At 54.1% G+C, this 18696-nt stretch carries 14 protein-coding genes and 10 pseudogenes; 6 read left to right on the top strand and 18 right to left on the bottom strand.

Translation table 11 applies throughout. The features are described from left to right. The first annotated feature begins 228 nt into the window (after positions 1 to 228). Together ACWWJF_RS08655 and ACWWJF_RS08650 are read left to right on the top strand one after the other, a co-directional pair. Positions 229 to 354 (top strand): integrase core domain-containing protein, encoded by a 126-nt coding sequence (locus tag ACWWJF_RS08655; RefSeq protein WP_455871000.1) that lies wholly within the window; start codon positions 229 to 231, stop codon positions 352 to 354. Between the two features lie 35 nt (positions 355 to 389). Then, positions 390 to 959: pseudogene (locus ACWWJF_RS08650) on the top strand (methyl-accepting chemotaxis protein); the annotation flags it as partial. A 203-nt stretch (positions 960 to 1162) separates the two neighbouring features. Here ACWWJF_RS08650 and mdtI read toward each other — a convergent pair. From mdtI to rdgC, 4 genes are all read right to left on the bottom strand, one after another. Further along, the gene (gene mdtI, locus ACWWJF_RS08645; protein WP_455869222.1) at positions 1163 to 1492 is read right to left on the bottom strand and encodes a multidrug/spermidine efflux SMR transporter subunit MdtI; all 330 of its coding nucleotides are present in this window, start codon (positions 1490 to 1492) and stop codon (positions 1163 to 1165) included. Next, the gene (mdtJ, locus tag ACWWJF_RS08640) at positions 1479 to 1847 is read right to left on the bottom strand and encodes a multidrug/spermidine efflux SMR transporter subunit MdtJ (protein ID WP_455869221.1); all 369 of its coding nucleotides are present in this window, start codon (positions 1845 to 1847) and stop codon (positions 1479 to 1481) included. The genes mdtI and mdtJ overlap by 14 nt, the downstream gene beginning before the upstream one ends. A 497-nt stretch (positions 1848 to 2344) precedes the next feature. Beyond that, positions 2345 to 2818, bottom strand: coding sequence for an NUDIX hydrolase (locus tag ACWWJF_RS08635; RefSeq protein WP_455869220.1), 474 nt, complete (start codon positions 2816 to 2818; stop codon positions 2345 to 2347). Next, positions 2782 to 3744, bottom strand: a complete 963-nt coding sequence (gene rdgC / locus ACWWJF_RS08630) for a recombination-associated protein RdgC (RefSeq protein ID WP_455869219.1) — start codon at positions 3742 to 3744, stop codon at positions 2782 to 2784. The genes ACWWJF_RS08635 and rdgC overlap by 37 nt, the downstream gene beginning before the upstream one ends. Positions 3745 to 3933: 189 nt before the next feature. Between rdgC and mak the strand changes: the two genes are divergently transcribed. Continuing rightward, positions 3934 to 4842 (top strand): fructokinase, encoded by a 909-nt coding sequence (mak, locus tag ACWWJF_RS08625; protein WP_455869218.1) that lies wholly within the window; start codon positions 3934 to 3936, stop codon positions 4840 to 4842. A gap of 27 nt (positions 4843 to 4869) precedes the next feature. Here mak and ACWWJF_RS08620 read toward each other — a convergent pair whose 3' ends face one another. The 7 genes and pseudogenes from ACWWJF_RS08620 to ACWWJF_RS08590 form a co-directional block, all read right to left on the bottom strand. After that, positions 4870 to 6675 carry an SbcC/MukB-like Walker B domain-containing protein gene (locus ACWWJF_RS08620; RefSeq protein ID WP_455869217.1) on the bottom strand — a complete coding sequence of 602 codons (1806 nt, stop codon included), beginning with the start codon at positions 6673 to 6675 and terminating at the stop codon, positions 4870 to 4872. A 216-nt stretch (positions 6676 to 6891) separates the two neighbouring features. After that, positions 6892 to 8559, bottom strand: coding sequence for an AAA family ATPase (locus ACWWJF_RS08615; protein ID WP_455869216.1), 1668 nt, complete (start codon positions 8557 to 8559; stop codon positions 6892 to 6894). After that, a pseudogene (locus ACWWJF_RS08610) lies at positions 8556 to 9155 on the bottom strand (exonuclease SbcCD subunit D C-terminal domain-containing protein); the annotation flags it as partial. The pseudogene ACWWJF_RS08610 and the gene ACWWJF_RS08615, both read right to left, overlap by 4 nt. A 55-nt stretch (positions 9156 to 9210) precedes the next feature. Continuing rightward, positions 9211 to 10251, bottom strand: coding sequence for an IS481 family transposase (locus tag ACWWJF_RS08605; RefSeq protein WP_455868660.1), 1041 nt, complete (start codon positions 10249 to 10251; stop codon positions 9211 to 9213). Between the two features lie 113 nt (positions 10252 to 10364). Continuing rightward, positions 10365 to 11120 (bottom strand): HTH-type transcriptional regulator UlaR, encoded by a 756-nt coding sequence (gene ulaR, locus ACWWJF_RS08600; protein ID WP_455869215.1) that lies wholly within the window; start codon positions 11118 to 11120, stop codon positions 10365 to 10367. A gap of 165 nt (positions 11121 to 11285) precedes the next feature. After that, positions 11286 to 11516: pseudogene (locus ACWWJF_RS08595) on the bottom strand (L-ascorbate 6-phosphate lactonase); the annotation flags it as partial. A 26-nt stretch (positions 11517 to 11542) separates the two neighbouring features. Next, a pseudogene (locus ACWWJF_RS08590) lies at positions 11543 to 12073 on the bottom strand (transposase); the annotation flags it as partial. A gap of 73 nt (positions 12074 to 12146) precedes the next feature. Between ACWWJF_RS08590 and ACWWJF_RS08585 the strand changes: the two are divergent. Next, a protein-coding gene (locus tag ACWWJF_RS08585; protein ID WP_455868400.1) for an IS3 family transposase occupies positions 12147 to 13315 on the top strand; the annotation gives its coding sequence in 2 pieces (ribosomal slippage) (positions 12147 to 12402 and positions 12402 to 13315; 1170 coding nt in all). A gap of 9 nt (positions 13316 to 13324) precedes the next feature. Here ACWWJF_RS08585 and ACWWJF_RS08580 read toward each other — a convergent pair. The 7 genes and pseudogenes from ACWWJF_RS08580 to pcnB form a co-directional block, all read right to left on the bottom strand. Continuing rightward, positions 13325 to 13951, bottom strand: a pseudogene (locus ACWWJF_RS08580) (helix-turn-helix domain-containing protein); the annotation flags it as partial. Between the two features lie 66 nt (positions 13952 to 14017). Continuing rightward, positions 14018 to 14104, bottom strand: a pseudogene (locus ACWWJF_RS08575) (aspartate 1-decarboxylase); the annotation flags it as partial. Positions 14105 to 14138: 34 nt separating this feature from the next. Further along, complete coding sequence (gene panC, locus ACWWJF_RS08570; RefSeq protein WP_455869214.1) at positions 14139 to 14993, bottom strand: pantoate--beta-alanine ligase; 855 nt, start codon at positions 14991 to 14993, stop codon at positions 14139 to 14141. A 59-nt stretch (positions 14994 to 15052) separates the two neighbouring features. Continuing rightward, positions 15053 to 15586, bottom strand: a pseudogene (gene panB / locus ACWWJF_RS08565) (3-methyl-2-oxobutanoate hydroxymethyltransferase); the annotation flags it as partial. Positions 15587 to 15766: 180 nt separating this feature from the next. After that, positions 15767 to 16027: pseudogene (locus ACWWJF_RS08560) on the bottom strand (3-methyl-2-oxobutanoate hydroxymethyltransferase); the annotation flags it as partial. Between the two features lie 98 nt (positions 16028 to 16125). Next, complete coding sequence (gene folK / locus ACWWJF_RS08555; protein WP_455869213.1) at positions 16126 to 16617, bottom strand: 2-amino-4-hydroxy-6-hydroxymethyldihydropteridine diphosphokinase; 492 nt, start codon at positions 16615 to 16617, stop codon at positions 16126 to 16128. Beyond that, positions 16614 to 18011, bottom strand: coding sequence for a polynucleotide adenylyltransferase PcnB (gene pcnB / locus ACWWJF_RS08550; protein WP_455870999.1), 1398 nt, complete (start codon positions 18009 to 18011; stop codon positions 16614 to 16616). The genes folK and pcnB overlap by 4 nt, the downstream gene beginning before the upstream one ends. Before the next feature lie 229 nt (positions 18012 to 18240). Here pcnB and ACWWJF_RS08545 point away from each other — a divergent pair. Both ACWWJF_RS08545 and ACWWJF_RS08540 read left to right on the top strand, forming a co-directional pair. Next, positions 18241 to 18444, top strand: a pseudogene (locus tag ACWWJF_RS08545) (transposase); the annotation flags it as partial. A 67-nt stretch (positions 18445 to 18511) separates the two neighbouring features. Next, positions 18512 to 18691 (top strand): annotated as a pseudogene (locus ACWWJF_RS08540) (IS110 family transposase); the annotation flags it as partial. Positions 18692 to 18696: the final 5 nt, after the last annotated feature.

Here is an 18696-nt window from a genome sequence, read left to right as displayed (position 1 = left end):
AACATATCAAAATCAGGCAATTACACAAATTTATGTACAGGGTCCCGATGTGCGAACAGCGCTGAAGAACCGGCTTTGTTGAATAAACAGATTTTATGCTACCAGCCCAGTAAAACGATTGTTTCCAGCAACGTAAAATCATGCAGTTAAGCATCATGAGAAAACGGAATGCCTGAGGTGATAAGCATTTTCTACTAAAATGCGCATAGTAAAACAGCACGATTCCCTATTATTCAACAAAGCCTGAAGAACCTTGCAGCGGCGTTCAATCATTACAATGAAAACCATCCGCACAGTGCGCTGGGATACAACTCCCCAAGAGAATATCGGCGCCAGCGGGCATCGTTAACTTAAGATACAAAAGCTGTCCGGAGATGGTGGGTCAAGATCAGGCGCGCATCCTGTCTGAAGATGCCAGCATTGGCGGTAAAGTGGTCTCGGACGTGATTGTGACCATGGAAGATATCGTCGCCGCGTCCGGCAAGATCGGCGATATTATCGGTGTGATTGATGGCATTGCTTTCCAGACCAATATCCTGGAGTTGAATGCGGCGGTGGAAGCGGCAAGAGCGGGTGAGCAGGGGCGTGGCTTTGCCGTGGTAGCTTCTGAAGTGCGCGCGCTGGCGCAACGCAGTGCGCAGGCAGCAAAAGAGATCAAAACCCTGATTGAAGCGACCGTGGTTGGCGTGACCTCTGGCTCTACGCAGGTGCGCCAGGCCAGTAATACCATGCAGGAGATTGTCGGCGGCGTTTCTACCGTGACCACCGTAATGTCGGAAATTACCCACGCGGCGAATGAGCAGATGCGTGGCATTCAGGAGATCAACAAGGCGATGGCGCAGTTGGATTCCATGGTGCAGCAAAACGCGGCGCTGGTGCAGGAATCGACAGCGGCTACCGAAGCCCTGTTGGCGCAAACGGAAGAGCTGCACTCCACGGTCGGGCACTTCAAGGTGTAATGCCCGGAGATAAGAACATGAAAAGCGCCGCAAGGCGCTCTGACTGATGACCAAGCCCAGTTTACCCCCTAGTCATCCTCGTCGAAAGACGGGGATCTCTGTGAGACGAAACGCGTTTACTGACCAGAGATTCCGGCCTTAGTGGGAATGACGGAGGTGGGTGGGAATGACTGTTTGAGGTCGATGTGTCAGACGCTCTATTTTTACGCTAGTTTAATCAGCACCATTCCCAGTAACAGCAGCCCCAATCCAATCCAGCCGCTTTTGTTGAGTCGCTGGCCGAACAATATCCACCCGGCTGCCACGGTAGCTGCAATACCAAATCCTCCCCACAGCGCGTAAGCGACGGTGAGATCGATGCCCTTTACAGCTTGCCCCAGAGCACTAAATGCGGCCAATACGCTTATCAGTGATAACATCCCAAGCCACACGTTGCGAAAGCCGTCCGACAGTTTAAGGAAAATGTTGGCGGCAATCTCCAACACAATTGCCAGGCCCAGGAACGCCGCATGCTGCCATTCAAACGGTAACATGATGGTTTCCTCGCGTTGTATTGGCCGCAGGGGCTTTACGTACGCCCGATTTCACCAGCAGGATACCCACCAACAATATTGCCAGCCCGATGACTTTTAACACTGAAAGGGATTCATCAAACAGCATGACGCTAAACAACGTGATAAAGATAATACCGATACCTTCCCACAAGGCATAAGCCACGCCCATTGCAACACGCTTTATGGCGATCGATAGCAAAAGGTAGGAGAGTGCAATCATGCCATACATCACCATATGTCCCAGCGGGTTACCGCTGAGGCTGGCGTATTTCATACTCAGCGTGCCGATAATTTCTGCCGCAATCGCGCAGGCTAAAAAGATCCAGTAAATCATTATGTTTCTCCCTGAGAGGGTGACTCGTAGCATCTGGGTAATGCCCGGCGATGTCCCCCGTGAAAACAGGGCACAGCGATCCCGCAGAGATCGACTCCCAGATGCGATAAAGAGGAGGCTCAGCAGACAAACGCGCAAGAGTGCGTTGCCATCGCTGAATTCAGAGAGAAACCTAAAGTTCGCTACACCAGTGGTGCTCACTGGCAAGAATGGCTGAAAGGAATAGCATGTAGATGGAAGTAATGATGGTTTTGTTTTGTATTTTCTTCATGATGATTCTGTATTACCCGCCGCAAATAATTCGATTTGTCCACATTCCTCGAAATTAAAAGAATATTACTCTAGTGTATTTGTAGCATGCCTTATAGGGGAAGGCAAACCTACACGCGGCTTGAGTGTGTGCCATTAGGTGTTGGTTTAATGAGCGGTGCAGACAGACTCTGCACCGCAGTTGGTGGCCAAACAGGCTGTGCCACAGAGGCTTACTGGAATAAGGGCTAAGCGTCTAACGGCATCCGTAACAGGGGATGTGGCTGCTGTTCAGCAAAGTAACGATGAATGTGATGCAGGATGTCGCGCTGGCCGGGGAAGGGCAACATCTGGGCCGCTTCCTCAAAGGTAGCCCAATGGAATTCGCTGTGCTCGGCGTTAAGCACAATGTCAGCGTCGGCAGCGACATAAGCCACGAACACCGGTACCAGCGTCAGGCCATTGTTATCCGCTTCGTAAAACTGCTCGCAGCGATCCGCTGAGTAGAGATCGGCTAACTGCAATCCCGTCTCTTCTTTCGCTTCACGTCGCGCCGTTTGCCACGCGCTCTCACCGGCTTCAATACCACCAGCTATTTGGCACCACTGCCCTGACTGGGTGTGGCCGTTGCGGCGCAGCAGCAGCACTTGATAGCCAGCCTGCGCCGGTCGCAGTACATAAAGCGCTATGGAAAAGCAGTGGACCGGAATCTCATGTCGCATAACGCACTCTCTTCCCTGTTTTGTTTAGCGCCGCCCAACGCCTCAACCAGATTGCTCGTTAGCGCGGAAAGCTCGCTGGTCATCAGAATAAAATCGGCATCAAAGCGTTGTGCCACATCGTCCCTGTCGATATCGTCGTTCTGCTCACGCAGCGTGTCGGCGAACTTCAGCCGTTTCAGCGTGCCATCTTCTGCCAGTATCAGTTGGATGCGCTCCTGCCAGTCGAGGGCAAGTTTGGTTACTACTTTACCTTTTTCGATATGCACGGCGATTTCATCACTTACCAGATCTTGCTTCTTACAGCGGATCACACCGCCGTCTTCCAAAATCGCTTTCAATTCGGCTTCGTCTTGCAGGGTGAAACCGGCTGGCACATCGCCAGAGCGCACCCATTCGGTCAGGGTAAGTTCAATAGGGTTTTCCAGCGCCAAGGGCACCACGGGCAGTGAGCCCAAGGTTTTGCGCAACAGCGCCAGCGTATCTTCGGCTTTCTTAGCGCTGGCAGCATCAACCATAATCAACTGATTAACGGTATCAATCCATAGCCACACCTGGCTGAAACGGCTGAAGGCGCGCGACAGCAGCGTATGCAGCACTTCATCCTTCAGGGTGTCTTTTTCGGTTTTTTTCAGTTTGCGGTGTTGTTCGGCTTCCAGTTTGTCGATTTTGGCCTGGAGCGCCTGCTTGATCACCGGAGACGGCAACATCTTTTCTTCTTTGCGTGCGCAGAGCAGCAGTTGGCCGTTAACGCTGTGGGTCAGTGCATCGCTGTGTGCGCCCATCGGGGATACCCAACCGGTGCGAGAGAGATCCTGGCTCCCGCAGGGGGTAAAGGCGAACTCACCTAACTGTTTTTCTAACGCATCAGTAGAAAGGGTGATATCGCGGTTCAGGCGATAAATAATAACATTTTTAAACCACAACATGGTGTTATCCCTGGCGGTACGTGCGCGGCACGCGGATGAAAAGGGGAGGGACGCATCATAGCGGATTTGGCGTGCAAGTGCAGCGCGTAATGGTGGTTACGTATACACTGGAATAAAGTTACCTTGTGCCAGGTGCGTGAAAACTGTGATATTTATTCATGCATTATGGGAATTTTTTGAGGAGGCGCTGTGCGTATTGGAATTGATTTGGGTGGAACCAAAACGGAGGTCATCGCACTGGGGGATCGCGGTGAAACGCTGTATCGCCATCGTCTGCCGACGCCCCGCGATGACTATCAGGGAACGTTGAACACCATTGCTACGCTGGTTAACGAAGCCGAAAAGGCAACTGGCATGACCGGGAGCGTCGGCGTGGGGATTCCAGGCACCCTGTCACCGCTGTCCCACCACGTAAAAAACGCCAATTCGGTGTGGTTGAACGATCAGCCGTTGGATAACGATCTCTCCGCACTGTTGCAGCGTCCGGTGCGCCTCGCCAATGACGCCAACTGTCTGGCGGTGTCTGAAGCGGTGGACGGTGCCGGTGCCGGACTTGATGTAGTGTTTGCCATTATTATCGGTACCGGCTGTGGCGCGGGCATTTCGCTCAACGGACGAGCTCATGTCGGACGCAACGGCATCGCTGGCGAATGGGGGCATAACCCATTGCCTTGGCAGAATGAGCAAGAACGGCAGTTTGCGCAGGCTGTGCCTTGCTATTGTGGTCAAAGCGGATGCATTGAAACCTTTATTTCCGGCACCGGTTTCGCTGCCGACTATCACCATGTCACGAGCCATGACTGCAAGGGGGAAACCATTGTTTCATTGGCGCGTCAGGGAGATAGCGCCGCAGAACAAGCACTGCAACGCTATGAGCAACGTCTGGCCAAATCCATCGCACACGTGATCAATTTAGTGGATCCGGACGTCGTGGTGTTGGGGGGCGGGATGAGCAATGTCCCGCGTTTTTATCAGACGCTGCCCGCGCTGATTACCCCTTGGATCTTTGGTCAGGAGTGCACCACACCGATTCGTCAGGCCACCCACGGTGATTCCAGCGGTGTACGCGGTGCAGCCTGGCTGTGGCCAGCAGCATAACGCGCCTACGCATGTGTAAGCAGAGCGCTACAGAGCGTAGCGCTCATCAAGCTGACTCACGCCCAATCCATTCACCTTTTTGACCTTGATTTGCGTGGAGATACGCGCTTTTATCGCCTCCACGTGGCTGATAACACCAATGGTTTTGCCGGTGGCATTGAGGTTATCCAGCGCATCCAGTGCGCTGTCCAGCGTCTCCACATCCAACGTGCCGAACCCTTCATCCAGGAACAGCGAATCGATACGGGTTTTGTTGCTCACCAGATCGGAGAGTGCCAACGCTAGCGCCAGACTGACCAAAAAGCTCTCACCGCCCGACAGGGTGCGGGTATCGCGCACTGCATCTGCCTGCCAGGTATCGAGCACATGCAGACCAAGCTCATCATCGGTTTTACGCTGTAGCTGATAACGACCGTGTAGGCGGGCAAGGCGGAGGTTGGCCAGATACACCAGATGATCGAGCGTTAATCCCTGAGCGAACTTACGGAATTTATCACCGCTTTGCGAGCCAATAAGATCGTTGAGACAGCTCCAGTCGGCATACTGTTGGCTCTGTTGCTCGATCTCCTGTAGTAGCGCTTGCTGTTTATCCCGTTGCATCTCATCGTTGCGCAGCCGTTGCTGGCATTCACCTTGTTGATAGAGATTGGTTTTCAGTGCGCTATCAAGCTGTTCCAGCCGTTGTCCAGGCGTTGCGGCCGCGTCGTCCTCCGGCACGGTTTCCGGGCGCCGGGCCAGATGCGTGTTCAACGCGACGGTGGCCTGTTGTAGCAGTGCTTTGGTTTCCGTGACGGCCTGACGTACTGCGTCTAGTTTGGTACGCAGCGCCTGACGCGTGTCGTCATCCAACAGTGCCTGCTGGAACGCGGTTTCATCAATAAAGGGGCTGTGCGCCAAGGCCGTCGCAAACTGGACTGAGGCTTGCAGCTCCGCGTCTACACAGTGTTCGCGGTGTGCGCGTTGCCCGGCCAATTCTCCCGCTAATTGGGCAAGCTGTGCCGCTGCGTCTTGCAGCGTGACAGCTAACTTATCAACGCGCTGCTGATGTTGTTCGCTATGCTGCCGCCATTCCTGACGCACCTGCTGTATGTCACGCTCGCCAAACAGGGCGTGGCGCTGTTGCTGCAAGACTGCTAGCTGTTTTTCCCCGTCCTTCCATTGTGTCTGCTGTAGTGTGGCGCTGGCATCGAGTGCCTGTAATGCTTTTTCCCGCTTCTGCACGGTTGCATACAGTGAAGCCAGCGTGTTGTCATCCTGCTGCAACTGCTGTTCGGTCGTTTTCCAACGCTCCGCTTCGGCGGCACGTTCCGCCAGCCAGTGCTGTTGTTCGGCAAGGGCAGGCGGAACCAACGAGTAGGGCGCGAGCGCAGCGGCGAGTGTTTCTTGCTGTGTTATCAGTGCTGCGGTGAGCTGTTGCTGTTTGTGTGCGGCCTCGGCAAGCCCTTCCCGGTGTGCCTGAATACGCTGTTGCAGCAGGGCAAGCTGCTGTTCTGTTTCATGACGTTGCTGCTGCGCCGTAGTCAGTGAATCCTTACTTTCTTGCCAACTGCGTTGCCGTTTTTCTTGCGCTTCTATCTGGCTAAACAGGGTATCTGCTTCGCGATCGCAGGCGGTCAGCCACTCGGAAATCTCTTGTTCCTGCTCGGGCGTGAAGGTTGCGTGTAAATGCTCACTCACCTGTTGCCAATCGGTATAGCGCGTTTGGTATAATTTTTCCTGTTCGGCCCGCTCGGCTTGAAGTTCGTCACGCTGTTTTGCCAATGCGGCGAGCGCACCTTCGCACTGTGCCAATTCACTGCGCGCCTGCTGGCATTGCGTGCGCAGTTGTGCCATACGCACTTGTGTCTCGGACGCGGTTTGTGCCAGCGTTTGATACTCCGCAATCGCCGGATGGTGCGTGGAGCCACACAGCGGACAGGCCTCTCCCGGTTGTAACTGTGTGCGTTCAGCCTCCAGCTTGACGATGCGCTGTTCCAGCTCGACGCAGCGCTCGACATCGTTCAGTTGTTGCTCCAGACGCTGACAGTCCGCGCGTTGCGCGTTATTACTCTATGTGTCGGCCCGAAAACGCTGGTCCAGCGTGAGCCATTTGCTGGCGCTATTTTGCTGCTGTTGACGTAGGTTGCTGAGTGCTTGTGTTAATTCTCCAAACTGCCTCCGTGCTTGCCGTGCACGCTGGTGCGCCGCGTAACGCTCACGCAAACCGGCAATCGGATTCGCCGCTTCTGCCTGTTGCCACACCTGTTGCTGCTGTTCGCATTGGCGCTGCAAGCTGTCATAGCGTTGCTGCTGTGCGCTACGCTGTTCGCTTAGCCCCACCTGCTTGCGCGTCATCGCTTTTTCATCGTTGTTCAGGCGCTGCTGCTGCGTATCCACAGCGGTCAGTTCCTCTGACAGGCGCTGTTGCTCCTGGAATGCCGCGCGCCACGCGCCAAGTTGTTCACCCCAGTGACGGTGATGGGGATGCTGCTGCTGATAATTGAGTCGGGTTTCACGCTGGGTTTGCAGGGTATCGCGCTGGCGAAGCAGGTCAGCCAGTTGCCGCTGCTCGTTATCACGCTGCGTTTGTGTTTGGCTCAACGCCAGGCGGCGCTGGGCACAGCGTTCCCTTTGGCTAGCGATTTGCTGATCGAACGGTATCACCTGTTGTTCGATCAGCGTTTCTTCCTGCTGGCGTGCGGCATTCTGTTGCTGCTGTGCCCGTTGCGCTTGCAGCAACAACTGCTGTTGCTGCTGATGTGCCGTCTGGCTGGCGGCGTGCTGCTGGGTTAACTCGCTTTCACGCGTTTGTGCAGCAACCCGTGCTAATTGAGTACGTTCGTGCTCGCGCTGTAAGGGGCGCAATTTTTCTGCGGGCTCGTCACGTTCCAGCCGTAATCGATCGGGCTCGGCGTCACGTTGTACCTGCTCGACGGCCTCGGCCTGTTGCTGCTTTTGGCGTAAGTCCTGCTGAAGAAGCCGTTCTTGAGCCTGCCATTGCTGGTGTGTCAGTGCTTGCTTACGTTTTTCCCGTAACCGTTGTTCTTCCTGCTGTAGCTGCGTCAGTGCCGCCAGTACGCTTTGCCGCTCACTGTCATCCAACAGTGCGATGGCTGAGGCGCGTGCTTGTAGCGTGTCCAAAGCCAGCTTTACTGCCTTATGCCGTTCATAGATCCGACTGGAGATCTCGCCATAGATCACCGTTCCGGTCAGCTCTTCCAGCAGTTCTGCTCGATCTTTAGTAGCGGCATTAAGAAAGGCGGCAAATTGCCCCTGCGAGAGCATCATTGAGCGGGTAAAACGCTCAAAATCCAGCCCGGTAATACGGATGGTGTGAGCCAGTTTTTCGGACAACTTTTGCGTGAGGATCTTACCGTCTTCGATCAGCGCCAGTTCGGCTTTCGGGGTTTGCAGGTTGCCGTCTGCCGCATCTTTGGCGCGTCGCTGACTCCAAAACGCGCGATAGCCGACGCCCTTGACCTCAAATTCCACTTCTGCCAGACAGTCGGCCGTATTATGTGTCATCAGTTCGTTTTGCGTGGCGGAGAGCGCATTCAGCCGCGGCGTCTGGTGATACAGCGCAAGGCAGATGGCATCCAGCAGCGTAGTTTTGCCCGCGCCGGTCGGGCCGGTGATGGCAAACAGCCCGTTGCTGGCAAACGGCTCCTGCGTGAAATCAATCTTCCATTCGCCTTTGAGCGAGTTGAGGTTTTTTAACCGTAAGCTCAGGATTTTCATGCTTGCGGCGCTCCTTCGGTAACGTCTCGGACCATTTCATCGAACAGCGGGCGCAGCCGTGCTTGCTGTTCCTGCGCCATGTCGGTCAGCGCCAGTTTGCGTTCGAAAACGTCCTGCGGGGATAATTCGTCCAAGGTTTCTTTCTTTTCGCGCGCAATCGCCTGCAAACGCTGCTCACGGTTGCGTCGTAACAACAACACGTCGACAGGCAATGTGTGCGTTAACTGCTGGATACGCTGCTGCATATCGCTGAGGTAGGTGTCGGTGGCGATCTCGATGTCCAGCCAGATGCGCTGACTCGCTTCTGGTATGGGTAAGCTGTGCAACTGTTGCTCAATGTCCGCCAGATTGCCTTTGATGAGGCGCATCGGTTGCGTCACAGGTACGGGCAGCAGCGTTATTTCTGGGGGCGCGCTAGGCGAGAAGTCGATCAACGTGACCGATTTTTCACTACCAAGCTCATCAAAACTCAAGGCAATCGGGGAGCCGCTGTAGCGGATGTGCTCGCTGTGCCCCACGCGCTGCGGGCGGTGGATATGCCCAAGGGCGATATAATCGGCAGGCGGAAAGGCCTGCACCGGGTAAGCATCAAGTGTATTAGCTCAGACCTGATCTGACAGTTACCGGTTATTTATACAGGTGTCTGTCAGATTAAATCTGGTTCAGATTTTTTTCTGCCCAGACTCGTTTACCATCAAGTAACGTGGCCATTGGCGTACGCCCGCAGCACATTTTACCCTGATGAGTTCGCTCATTATTGTAATGCCACAACCAGTTGTCCAGATCCTTTTGTAGACTTTCTAGGTCCTCGTATAACGTCTTACGGAACGCAACCTGATAAAAATCCTGCAAAATAGTTTTATGGAAGCGCTCGCAGATACCGTTTGTCTGCGGAGACATCGCTTTCGTTTTCGTATGGTCTATATCGTTGATAGCCAAGTACAGCTGATAGTCATGTTGTTCCACTTTACCGCAGTACTCCGTCCCCCTGTCCGTCAGTATTCTTAGCATTGGCAGCCCCTGAGCTTCGTAGAACGGCAGCACGCGATCATTGAGCAGGTCGGCGGCAGAGATCGGTGCTTTACTCGTGTAAAGCTTGCAGTGCGCCACTTTCGAGTACGTATCCACGAACGTCTGCTGGTAGATACGGCCAACACCTTTCAGATTACCCACGTAGAAGGTGTCCTGCGACCCCAGATAACCCGGGTGAGCAGTCTCTATTTCACCACAGGCTTCGTCGTCGTGCGCCTTCTTCTCCAGTGCAGCGATTTGAGCATCAGTAAGTACAATGCCTTCTCTGGCAACTTTTTCCTCAAGTGCCTTCAGGCGCTTACGAAAGTTTTCCAGATCGTGTCGTTGCCAGATGGAGCGCACACCGCTGCCAGAAATGAAGACGCCTTTTTTACGCAGCTCATTACTGGTCCGGTGCTGGCCATGAGCCGGGAACTCAATGGCGTAATCAACAACCGCACGTTCAGTGGCTTCATCAGCACGGTTTTTCAGGTTGGGAACCCGGCGGTTTTGGTTAACCAGAGCGTCAATGCCGCCTTCTGCCGCCAGTTCCTGATAGCGATAAAACGTGTCGCGTGACACCCCCATGATTTTACAGGCTTTTGATACGTTACCGAGTTCTTCGGCGAGATTGAGCAGGCCGGCTTTGTGTTTGATGATGGGATTGTTAGTATGAAGCATGAGAGTTACCTCGTGTTTTGTATAAGGATTCGACACCCATATCAAAACCGGTAACTCTCAACCTTTCAAGGTCCAGTGTCAGAGCAAGTCGCGACTAATACATATAAGACTTATTATACGAGTATCACCTCAACACCCTGCGCCCGCAGTTGCTCTACGATAGTGGCGTCAGCCTGTTTCCCAGTGATCACCACATCAATCTGATCGGCACGGCTGAACAGCATGCCCGCACGTTGGCCCACCTTGCTGCTGTCCACTACCACCGCCAGTTTACCAACGTAGCTCAACATCTTTTGCTCCGCCATCGCCGTCAGCATATCGGTTTTGTACAGCCCTTCCGGCGTCAGCCCTTTGCCGCTGGTGAACATCCAGTGACCGGCATACAGGCTCGCATCTCCTTCCTGAGGTGCCAGAGTGATCGATTGGCTCTTGTTGTACTGTCCGCCCATAATCACCACACTTTCATGCTCTTGCTCAATCAGGAAATTCGCCAATGGCAGATAGTTGGTAATCACCTGAATATCACGCCCGACAATCTCACGCCCCAACAGAAACGCCGTTGAACCGCAGTTAATCACTACTCTTTCACCGGGATGACACAGCGCGGCGGCCGCCTGCGCAATGCGCATCTTCTCATCCAGATTCTGCGCCTGATAGATATTGAGCGACGTCCAGGGCGGGCGCGGCAGGTTAACGGCCTCAGCGCCGTTGCGCACCTTACGCAATTTACCCAATTCATTAAGTTTGTTGATATCGCGTCGCGCTGTAGCGGGAGAAACGTCAAAATTCACGATCAGATCGGAGACGGTGAGTTGCCCCTGACGTTGCAGAAAATCAATGATGGCATGATGGCGCTGAGATTCAGTCATAGGTCGTCCGGTAACAAGAAGCGGCGCGTCATGGCGTCGGCGTGAAAAGTTTACATCATAACTTATCATAAATGCGCAGCAATCATCATATGCCCTAAATAATTAGACTGGAAGTATAACGGGCATAGCGCGACGTGTTTGCCACGTCGCGCACTACATCGCACATTACAGGAAAGATTTGAACGGCAGATCGGGTTCCATGGTGAAGCAGTCGTCAAAGCCGCGCGGGTAGTGGTATTCCAGATTATCTTTGTCCAACGGCCAGGTAAATTTGCCACCAACTTGCCAGATAAAGGGTTTGAAACCGTATTGCAGGCGGTCTTTTTTCATCTCCCACAGCACGCGAATTTCCTGCGGATCGGCCTGAAAATTCGACCAGATATCATGGTGGAAAGGGTCTTCCCCGATCATGGTGGGAAGGCTCAGAACGCCATATCCAGCTTCCCGTAGTGGAACATCACTCCCAGCTTAAAGCGCTCCCAGTTTCGGTATCCCCTGGCTTTTATCCTCAGCAGCCTGATCTTGCTGTTCAGTGCCTCCGCATTTCCGTTTGAGACTCTGTGTCGCATGGCATTCAGGATCCCGTACAGCCTTTTTCCTATCGTTTTCGCCGCGTTTTTCATCATGGGAACGTCACTGTTGGCCGCCAGCGCCAGCCATCTCTGCCTGTCATTCCGTCTTTCCTCGCTCCATGGCCTGTTCCAGATATCCTTTGCCAGCTCTTTCAGCGCCCAGCACTGGCTCGTCAGCTTCATCTGTGCACGCAGCCATATCAGCTTTTCCTGCCTGGATTCGGTCATCCACTTATCGCTGTACTGCCACAGGAAGCGGGTCCCCTTTGCCTGACGCCGGCTTTCAACAGGAAGGTGCGGATGTTCATTCTGGCGGATTTTATCTACCACTTCGCCCAGTTGCTTTGCTACATGGAAGCGGTCGAAGGCGATTTTCTCAACTGTAGTGGCACACTGATACTGGCCACCTGAGCGGAGGTGATATGCTCACCTCATCAACACGACAGGTGACCTCATGGGTAAACATTTTACGGCGGAATTTAAGCTCGAAGCCGCAAAGCTGGTTGTCGACCACGGCTACACATACGTTAAGGCCGCAGAGGCGGTTAATGTCAGCCATTCTGCCATTAGTCGCTGGGTCAATAAGCTTCGCCTTGAACGACAGGGAAAAACGCCAACGGGACTTCCTCTTACCCCTGAACAGCTCGAGCTGCGTGAGATGAAGAAAAAAGTCCAATGCCTTGAAATGGAGAACGAAATCCTAAAAAAGGCTACGGCGCTCTTAATGTCGGACTCACTCAACGGTTCACGGTAGTCGACAGGCTGAGGGCGCGATACCCGGTCACGGCGTTGTGCCAAACTTTTGAGGTACATCGCAGCAGCTACAGGCACTGGCAGGCTTCCGCTAATGAACCCGACGGTGAGCGCGTGGTTAAGTGTAGCCGCGTCATGGAAGCCTGGAACGCCAGCGGCGGCTCTGCCGGCGCTCGAAGTATCGCGACCATCGTCACCGGCAGCTCCGGTGTCAAAATGGGGCGCTGGCTGGCTGGCAAGCTGATGAAGGAGCTGGGTATCGCCAGCTGCCAGCGACCGGCTCACAAATACAAACGCGGCGGCAATGAACACGTTGAAATACCGAACTATCTCAACCGCCAGTTCGCGGTTACCGCGCCGGATCAGGTCTGGTGCGGCGATGTGACCTACATCTGGACGGGCAAATGCTGGGCTTACCTTGCGGTGGTGCTAGACCTGTTCGCCCGCAAACCGGTGGGCTGGGCCATGTCGACGTCGCCGGACTCGGCGCTGACAGTTAAAGCGTTGCAGATGGCCTGGGAACTCCGGGGACAACCAACAGGAGTCATGTTCCACAGCGACCAGGGCAGCCACTATACCAGCCGTCAATACCGGCAAGCCCTGTGGCGCTGCCGGATAAAGCAGAGTATGAGTCGGCGGGGTAACTGCTGGGATAATGCGCCAATGGAGCGGTTCTTCCGCAGCCTGAAGACAGAATGGGTGCCGACAAAGGGTTACAACAGCTTCAGCGAAGCCCAGGACGCGATTATCCGCTACATCACGGGGTATTACAGCGCTATCCGGCCTCACTGGTATAACGGCGGCTTAACTCCAAACGAATCTGAGCGACTGTTCTACATACAGTCTAATGCGGTGGCCAATATTAGTTGACCACTACATTTTGATAGCCAGCAACTGCCCGTCAGTGAGCGTGCGAAGATAGCCGGCGAGACTCTCTGTGCCGCGATCATCCGTTAAGGCCAGCGCCCGTCCATCGCGATCGGAGATCACCGTTATGTAACGATGCCCTTTTTTAAAGGCGACCTCATCCACATTCATATGACGGGAGGATAATGGCTTTTTTATCCGGGCAAGACCTCGCTTAACGGCCCGGATCATAATGCCGTCAACCGCATTCCAGCTGAGCTTAAGTTGTTTCCTGACAGCATCAACGGTGCTGATTTTCAGCCATGAGAGCACGAACGATTCGAACAGCAGCGTATACCGGCTGCCAGGCCCTGCCCACGGAACAGGCAACGTCTGGCAGCCATGCTCCGGACACATAATGCGGGGAACCTCTGCTTCAACCAGCGTGGTGAACTGGCAGGTATCGATGTGCCGCCATTTACGATGACGGTGATCGTGAACAGAACAGGATTTACCGCAGGTCGGACAGGCTAACCGGGTGTTTTCAGCGATTCCCACAGTGACAGTAACAGAACCGGCATTTTCATCGAGAGAAAGGGACCTTACCTGCCACGGAACGGACAGGTTGAGAATATGAGCGTAGAGAGACTTTTCGTCCATGGCGGTGACCTCTGGCGATTAAATGCACCATTATCATGCCTTCAGCCACCACAACAAGAGAAGACCCTCGATGGCGCAAGAACCTTCATAGTGGAGATCTGCCTGGGTGACTTTTACCCGGTGCAGCTTACCTTGTAGCATGGTGCGTATCACTGTCGGTTACCTCGGTTAATGTCTGTCATGCCAGTCAATCGACCAGAGCGACCTGCTGATTATCAATCAAGCGGGCCTTACCCAGCCAGGCTGACATCAATACCACCGCGCGCGTGCTGGCCACGGTCAGTTCTTGCAGCGTATCCGCATCGCGAATGTAGAGCTCATCGGGCGTGAACCCGGCTTCGCGTAACGCTTCTGCGGCACTGGTTACTATTTCCTCAAGCTGGCGATCGCCGTTGCTGAGTTTATCTACCATCTGATCCATGATGCGTTTTAGCGCGGGCGCAGACTGGCGCTCTTCCGGGCTAAGATAACCGTTGCGCGAGCTGAGTGCCAGCCCGTCCGGTGCACGGACAATCGGCACACCGACGATATCAATGTCGTAGCCCATGTCGCGCACCATTTGGCGAATCAGCGCTAACTGCTGGTAATCCTTTTCACCAAAGCAGGCGATATCGGGTTGTACCATGTTAAACAACTTGCTGACAATGGTTGCCACACCGCGAAAATGGCCCGGACGGCTGGCGCCTTCCAGCATGGCAGACAACCCCGGCACCTCGACAAACGTTTGCTGGCCCAGTCCATGCGGATAGACTGTCTCTGGTGAGGGTGCAAATACCAGATCCACGTTACGGCGGGTTAACTTTTCGCAATCCTCTTGCAAGGTGCGTGGATAACGTTTCAGATCGTCGGGTTTATCAAACTGCATCGGGTTGACGAAAATGGAGACGATAACAATATCGGCGCGTGCCCGCGTCTCGTCTACCAGCGTCATGTGTCCGTCATGCAGATTGCCCATGGTAGGCACCAATGCAATGCGTTTCCCCTCTTGACGCCAGCGGCGAATCTCACGGCGTAATAGCAAAGGGGTTTCAAGAATCAACACGGTCTTGCTCCTTTGTACTCATCATTTTTATCAATACTTGCTGTGGTAAAGGGTTTAGCTTAACGGAACGAATGTTCCTCGGCAGGGTAAAGTCCCTGCTCAACTTCCTGCACATAAAGACGCGCGGCGGCGGGGATGTCGGCGCTGTGTGCTAAAAAGTTTTTAGCAAATTTGGGTGTGTTCTCGCCGGTGATGCCGAACGCATCGTGCATCACCAGAATTTGGCCATCGGTGACGTTACCTGCGCCAATGCCGATAAACGGGATCGACAATGCCTCGGTGACACGCTGTGCCAGCGGAACCGGCACGCACTCCAACACCAGCAGTTGGGCTCCCGCAGCCTCCAACGCTAACGCATCATCCAGTAATTGCGCCGCCGCAGCCTCATCGCGTCCCTGAACTTTGTAGCCACCGAAAATATTCACCGATTGCGGCGTCAATCCCAGATGGCCGCACACGGGTACCGCGCGCTCGGTCAGCATCTTCACCGTGGGGGCAAGCCATTGGCCGCCTTCCAGTTTAACCATGTTGGCACCGGCGCGCATCACTTCCGCCGCATTCGTAAACGTTTGCTCTGGCGTGGTATAAGCCATATCGTTATACACATCTTTCTAACGCACTGTTTAATCAATGAGTTACGGGTTTATCTCAGAGTGGCATTTTGAACCTCAAAAAGCCAATGGGATGGCTTGAATGCCTTAATTCACGGGGTTCTGAGCATCCTGTTCAAAAAATGGCCAAAAGATGTGTATAACGATATGGGTATAAGCCATAAACGGCAGGTCAGCAAGCAGCAGGCACAGCGGCGCACCGCGCCGTACACAGCGGGTGTGATAGGCAATGTCACTGACGGTCACTGGCAGCGTGGAATCATGGCCTTGTAACGTCATGCCCAGCGAATCACCCACCAGCATCACGCGAATGCCATTGTCGTAGAATAAGCGGGCAAAACTGGCGTCATAGGCGGTAATGGTCGCGAATTTACGCTTATCCTGCTTACACTTGCGTAGGTAGGTTAGGGTTGTCGGTTTCATTGGCAGCCTCCCAGAATCGAAAAAGTCAGGAGAGCATCTTAAAGGAAGCCTGCCTTAAGGCATAGCCGTTGAAGGGGGGAAATGCAACCTGGGTGATATCAGCCTTGCTCCTCCCACAGCGTCATGCCATTGCGCGGTACGGCGGACAGGCGCAATGCCAGTGCTTCACCGTCAGGAAAGTGCAAATCCGGGGCGATATCGGCCAGCGGATACAGCATGAATTCCCGGTTTTTCATGTCGTAGTGAGGAACGGTTAAACGCGCGGTGTGCAGGGTTTCATTGCCATACAGCAGAATATCCAGATCCAGCGTGCGCGGCCCCCAGCGGTGCGCTTTGCGCTCGCGGCCATGCTGCTGTTCAATGGCTTGGGTGTGGTCGAGCAGAATTTCCGGCGCGAGCATGGTGTCCAATGCCACCACCGCATTGAGATAGTCGGGTTGATCTTGCGGGCCCAATGGACGGCTGCGATAAAACGGTGAGCAGCACTGCACGCGGGTGTGCGGCACGTTGTCCAGCGCCGCCAGCGCGGAGTTAACCTGTTGTAGCGGATGCGCCAGGTTGCTACCCAGCGCCAGATAAACGCGTGTCACGAGGTTCTTTCTCTGCGCGGCGCACTCGGCTTACGGCGTCGCGAGTGGCGATGTGGCGTAGGGCCATCATCCAGCGTGCTGAGCATGGCTTGCTGGCGCGGCAGCGTGGCGACCTGGAATTCTCCCCACCATTGAGAGAGACGTTGCAGCTCTGGCTGACGCTCAATTTCGGCACGCAGGCACAACAAATAGTAGGCAGCGCGGAATTTCGGATGCTCAATCAGCTTGTAGGCGCGTTTACCCTGACGCCGTGACAGGCGCAACTGCAACTGCCAGATATCACGCACTAACGAGGTGATACGTTTGGGAATGGCAAGAGAACGGCACTGTTCGTCCAAAATGTCGTTCATGGCAAGGGCGAAGGAGTCGAAGTAGGTGAATTCACTTGCCAGTTTCTGCGCATGCTCGATCAACGGGTACCACAGCATGGCGGCAAACAGAAACGCTGGATTAACGTGCATGTCATTTTGCAACCGCTGGTCGGTGTTCTTTAACACCAGCGCCACCATTTTTTCCAAATGGCTATCGCCGTTAGGCGTGAAGTGGCGGCTGATCAGCGGGAACAGCGGCTGAAACAGTTGGTATTCGCACAGCAAACGGTACGTCGGGTAACCGTAGCCCGCTTGCAACAGCTTCAGAGATTCCTCAAACAGGCGTGCGGCGGGGATATCGTGCAGCAATGTCGCCAGACGTGGAATCGGCTCGGCGGTTTCCGGGCTGATGGTCATGTTCAGTTTGGCGGCGAAGCGCAAGGCGCGCAGCATGCGTACCGGATCTTCCCGATAGCGGGTTTCAGGATCGCCAATCAACCGGATCACGCCCTGACGCAGATCGTTGAACCCGTCGGTGTAATCACGCACGCTGAAATCGGCGACGCTGTAATAGAGGCTGTTAATGGAAAAATCGCGGCGTTGTGCATCTTCTTCAATGCTGCCGAAAATATTATCGCGTAACAGCATGCCGCTCTGTGCCTGCTGTGAAGTGGTTTTTAGCTGCTGCTCCTGATGTTGCTCGTGATGGCCGCGAAAGGTCGCGACTTCGATCACTTCAGGGCCAAACATCACGTGAGCGAGGCGGAAACGGCGGCCAACCAAGCGGCAATTGCGAAATAATTTACGCACCTGCTCCGGCGTCGCATTAGTGGTGATATCAAAATCTTTTGGCTTTTTCCCCAGCAGCAGATCTCTTACGCCGCCGCCAACCAGATAGGCTTCATAGCCCGATTTGTTCAGGCGATAGAGTACCTTCAGCGCATTTTCGCTGATATCACTGCGCGAAAGGTTATGCTGGTCGCGCGGAATCACGGTCATAGCCTGACGCACGGGCTCCGCGGTGGCCACGTCATTGTCGCGGCTGAGTACCTTGCGACAGAAATTAGCGACTCGGGTAAAGATGGTACACCTCGATAGTGATGAAAAAATAACGGTACAACAAAAAATAGCGGCTAATCATAGCTCACCGCGCCACCTTTGAGAATGCCGATGTTGCCTCAGCCACATCGGATGCTCCGATTAACGGAATATATCCGTCATACTTCAAGCCGCAGGTGGCTTTGTTGAATAAATAGAAAGTTTGGTTAATCATCGGATCAGATCACCATAGTTGTTTCAACATCAGGTCTCCATGGCAAAACAAAATTTTAAAATCACTAACTGGCCCTCCTATAACAAGGCCCTCAAGCAGCGCGGTTCTCTAACCGTATGGCTAGATGAATCAGCCATTGCTGCATGGACGGAAAAAACGACTACTGAACGGCGTGGACGACCGCTCCACTACTCAGATATGGCCATCACCACAGTCCTGATGATGAAACGCGTGTTTGGCCTAATGAGATGGTCACCCCCACCCTGTGAGCGGTACGCTGACAGGGTGTTTCTTTATGGAGAAGGCCATCATGCAAAACGTCACGCTTATTGGTATCGATCTCGGCAAACATTCTTTTCACATTCATTGTCAGGACAAATCAGGCAAGGCATTACTGCGGAAAAAGTTTACCCGCACCAAACTCATCGAGTTTCTGGCTACGTGTACACCTACTACCGTTGTAATGGAAGCCTGCGCCGGTGCCCATTTTAGACC

The sequence above is a fragment of the Symbiopectobacterium sp. Eva_TO genome (assembly GCF_053848865.1).
The sequence above is the reverse complement of the archived record's forward strand: the minus strand, read 5'-3'. Positions and strand labels throughout refer to the sequence as shown.

Excerpts from the sequence above, each read along its gene's own strand:
- ulaR (WP_455869215.1), bottom strand. The coding sequence starts at position 11,120 with ATGACTGAATCTCAGCGCCATCATGCCATCATTGATTTTCTGCAACGT.
- mdtI (WP_455869222.1), bottom strand. The coding sequence starts at position 1,492 with ATGTTACCGTTTGAATGGCAGCATGCGGCGTTCCTGGGCCTGGCAATT.
- ACWWJF_RS08620 (WP_455869217.1), bottom strand. The coding sequence starts at position 6,675 with ATGGCACAACTGCGCACGCAATGCCAGCAGGCGCGCAGTGAATTGGCA.
- ACWWJF_RS08615 (WP_455869216.1), bottom strand. The coding sequence starts at position 8,559 with ATGAAAATCCTGAGCTTACGGTTAAAAAACCTCAACTCGCTCAAAGGC.
- ACWWJF_RS08605 (WP_455868660.1), bottom strand. The coding sequence starts at position 10,251 with ATGCTTCATACTAACAATCCCATCATCAAACACAAAGCCGGCCTGCTC.
- ACWWJF_RS08635 (WP_455869220.1), bottom strand. The coding sequence starts at position 2,818 with ATGCGACATGAGATTCCGGTCCACTGCTTTTCCATAGCGCTTTATGTA.
- mdtJ (WP_455869221.1), bottom strand. The coding sequence starts at position 1,847 with ATGATTTACTGGATCTTTTTAGCCTGCGCGATTGCGGCAGAAATTATC.
- rdgC (WP_455869219.1), bottom strand. The coding sequence starts at position 3,744 with ATGTTGTGGTTTAAAAATGTTATTATTTATCGCCTGAACCGCGATATC.